At 71.9% G+C, this 2304-nt stretch carries 3 protein-coding genes and 1 pseudogene; 2 read left to right on the top strand and 2 right to left on the bottom strand.

What is annotated here, in order from left to right; all coding sequences use genetic code 11:
• Positions 1–204: pseudogene (locus GT354_RS02730) on the top strand (steroid C27-monooxygenase); the annotation flags it as partial.
• 433 nt (positions 205–637) lie between these two features.
• Here the strand turns inward: GT354_RS02730 and GT354_RS52415 are convergent.
• Positions 638–883, bottom strand: coding sequence for a hypothetical protein (locus tag GT354_RS52415; RefSeq protein WP_202511464.1), 246 nt, complete (start codon positions 881–883; stop codon positions 638–640).
• Positions 880–1143: a hypothetical protein gene (locus GT354_RS02725; RefSeq protein ID WP_161354539.1), complete on the bottom strand. Its 264-nt coding sequence runs from the start codon at positions 1141–1143 to the stop codon at positions 880–882. The genes GT354_RS52415 and GT354_RS02725 overlap by 4 nt, the downstream gene beginning before the upstream one ends.
• 978 nt (positions 1144–2121) lie before the next feature.
• Here GT354_RS02725 and GT354_RS53345 point away from each other — a divergent pair.
• On the top strand, positions 2122–2304 hold a 183-nt coding region (locus tag GT354_RS53345; RefSeq protein WP_237534312.1), incomplete at its 3' end, for a hypothetical protein.

The following is a 2304-nucleotide window of genomic DNA, read 5'->3' as shown; positions in this document are numbered from 1 at the left end:
AACCCGAACCCGCACCTGGGCTTCGGCGGCGGCGGCCCGCACTTCTGCCTCGGCGCCTCGCTCGCGCGGATGGAGATCAACCTGATGTTCAACGCCATCGCCGACGCGATGCCGAACATCAAGAAGGTCGCCGAACCGCGGCGGCTGCGGCACGCGTGGATCAACGGCATCAAGGAACTGAAGGTCGACTACACGGGCAAGTAGCCCACTCGGCCTCGGCAGGCCGGCATGGGATACCTCTTCCGGCCCGGCCGAACACGACAGGCGCCGTCCGTCTACGGGAGCGGCGGGCGGCGCCTTTTCCGTCCAGGGCGCGGCGGGGTGGGGCATGGACGGGGCACGACTTCGTCAGGCCGTGCGGCGCGACGGTGCGGCGACCGCTGCCATTCGACGCGCCATCGTGGGCGACGTGTGGCTGCCGCCGCTCGGCCCTGCCCTCGGGCGGCTGCGCGTCGTTCCGGCAGGCAAGACGGGCGTGCGCGTCGACGGCGGCCTTGCCGTGCCGGCTTCGAGCCGGGTGAGATCGTGGTACATCCAGCCGACGCCACCCGCCGGGTCCGACGTGGTCGCGGCGCCTTGCCACGGCCCGGGTGGCTTCCCGGCGATTCGTGGCCGCACTCGCGGGGCGGACCGTCGCTCACCAGGCGACGGTGCGTGTGACGGTCACTACCAGGACACCGGCGCTGACGGTGTACCGCACGAACACGCCGGAGACGGTGGCCTCGCGGCGGTCGCGGTCGTTGCCGACCTGCGAGGAACCGGAGCTGTAGGGGTCGCGGCCGATGGACGAGTCGACGGCGTTCTTGAAGGTCCGGATCTGGGCGGCCGACAAGGGCTTGAGGCCGTCCTCGGCCTGGTTCGTGTACTGCACGCGATAGCTCATGTGATGGCATTCCCGTCGCGGTCGACGCAGTCGCTGAAGTCCCCGGCCTTGATGCGCGCGTGTGCTTCGTCGTCCTCTTCCTGGGCTTCGGGAGGAAGTGCCCAGTGCAGGATGGCGTCGCGTTCGAGGCGGTCCAGGGGCGTCTCGTACATGACCTTGTCGAACTCCTCGCGGCGGTCCTGGGGGAGGGCGGCACGAATGTCGGCGAGGGTGTTCGGGAGTTCGATGCGTTCGCCACGGACGACGGTCGTTCTGGCCATGGGATTCCTCCTGGGGTGCGGGTCTCCCAGGGTGGCATCACACCCGCCCTGTCCGGTAGCCGGCGCACTCGGGTGCAGTACGCGACGCGGTGTGCGCCCCGCAGCCCCGAGGGCAGCCGTCACCATCGCAAGGCGGGGGATCCGGTCACCCGGGTCCTGCCCGGCCCGACAGCCGCAGCGTGTGTCGATGCCACGGGCGGGGTCACTCGGTCGGCGTGGCTCCGCGCCCCTCGGCGATCGATGTGTGATCGGCCCACGGGTGCATCCGCTCTCGTACGAGGGCGAGTTCGGCGCGCGGGTGCGGGTGGATCCGTTCGAGGTGCCGACGGGCTTCGCGCGCGCTCCGGTTCACCGGCTGCTGCTGCGGCGACGGCGGCGTGTCGGGTCTGGCACCCCACGACGTCTCGGCGATGCGCGCCGGGCACCACCGCGAGCACGCGCGCCCACACCCGGTCGGCCTCGGCGTCGCGCATCCACCCGTAGCAGGTGGTCCGCCGGACGTCGATGTACCCGGTCCACCGGCAGGCGTCGCCGCAGGACAGGTCGTCGTCGATCCACCGGGCGGCCCCCGGCGACGGCGAGCCCGGACACGGGCCCCGACCGCCCGAACGAGAACGTGCTCGTCGCCATCGACGGCGTCACCCGGTACGGGACCGTCACCGGCCACCGTCGGGATCGGGCAACTCGGTGCGCTCGCAGTGCACTCGGGGGCCGGCCGGGAGGTCGAGCAGGAGGGCGACATCGCCGGCGTACCGCGACGCAGCGCGGGTTCGGTGCGGACTCGCACCGCCGGCGGATGCGCTGTGGAGAGCTGTCGACGCCGGCGCCCCGGCTCGGAAAAGACCGGGCGCCGTCCGCCGACGGGAGCAGCGGGCGGCGCCTTTTCGCGTTCGCCGCACACGGGCGACCACCGACGTGGATACTCGGCTCCGCATCGAACCGAACCGAAACGTGACGCTCAGTAAGGCAATACCAGGCATGAAGACACAATCGAGGCTCGGCCCCCGCGTTCTGGGTTCCCTGGCGGCAGGCATTCTGGTCGTCGCCGGATCCGCGGCCTGCGACGACAACGACGCGACCGGGGTTAAGGCCGGTGCTACGACGAGCCCCACGGGACCGCCGTCCGGCAGTCGCGCGCCGGGCGCCACCACGACCGCGCCC

The sequence above is a fragment of the Streptomyces sp. SID3343 genome (assembly GCF_009865215.1).
Taxonomy (GTDB): Bacteria; Actinomycetota; Actinomycetes; order Streptomycetales; family Streptomycetaceae; genus Embleya.
Note: the sequence above shows the minus strand (reverse complement) of the source record. Positions and strands in the feature narration are given on the sequence as shown.

Excerpts from the sequence above, each read along its gene's own strand:
- GT354_RS52415 (WP_202511464.1), bottom strand. The coding sequence starts at position 883 with ATGAGCTATCGCGTGCAGTACACGAACCAGGCCGAGGACGGCCTCAAG.
- GT354_RS02725 (WP_161354539.1), bottom strand. The coding sequence starts at position 1,143 with ATGGCCAGAACGACCGTCGTCCGTGGCGAACGCATCGAACTCCCGAAC.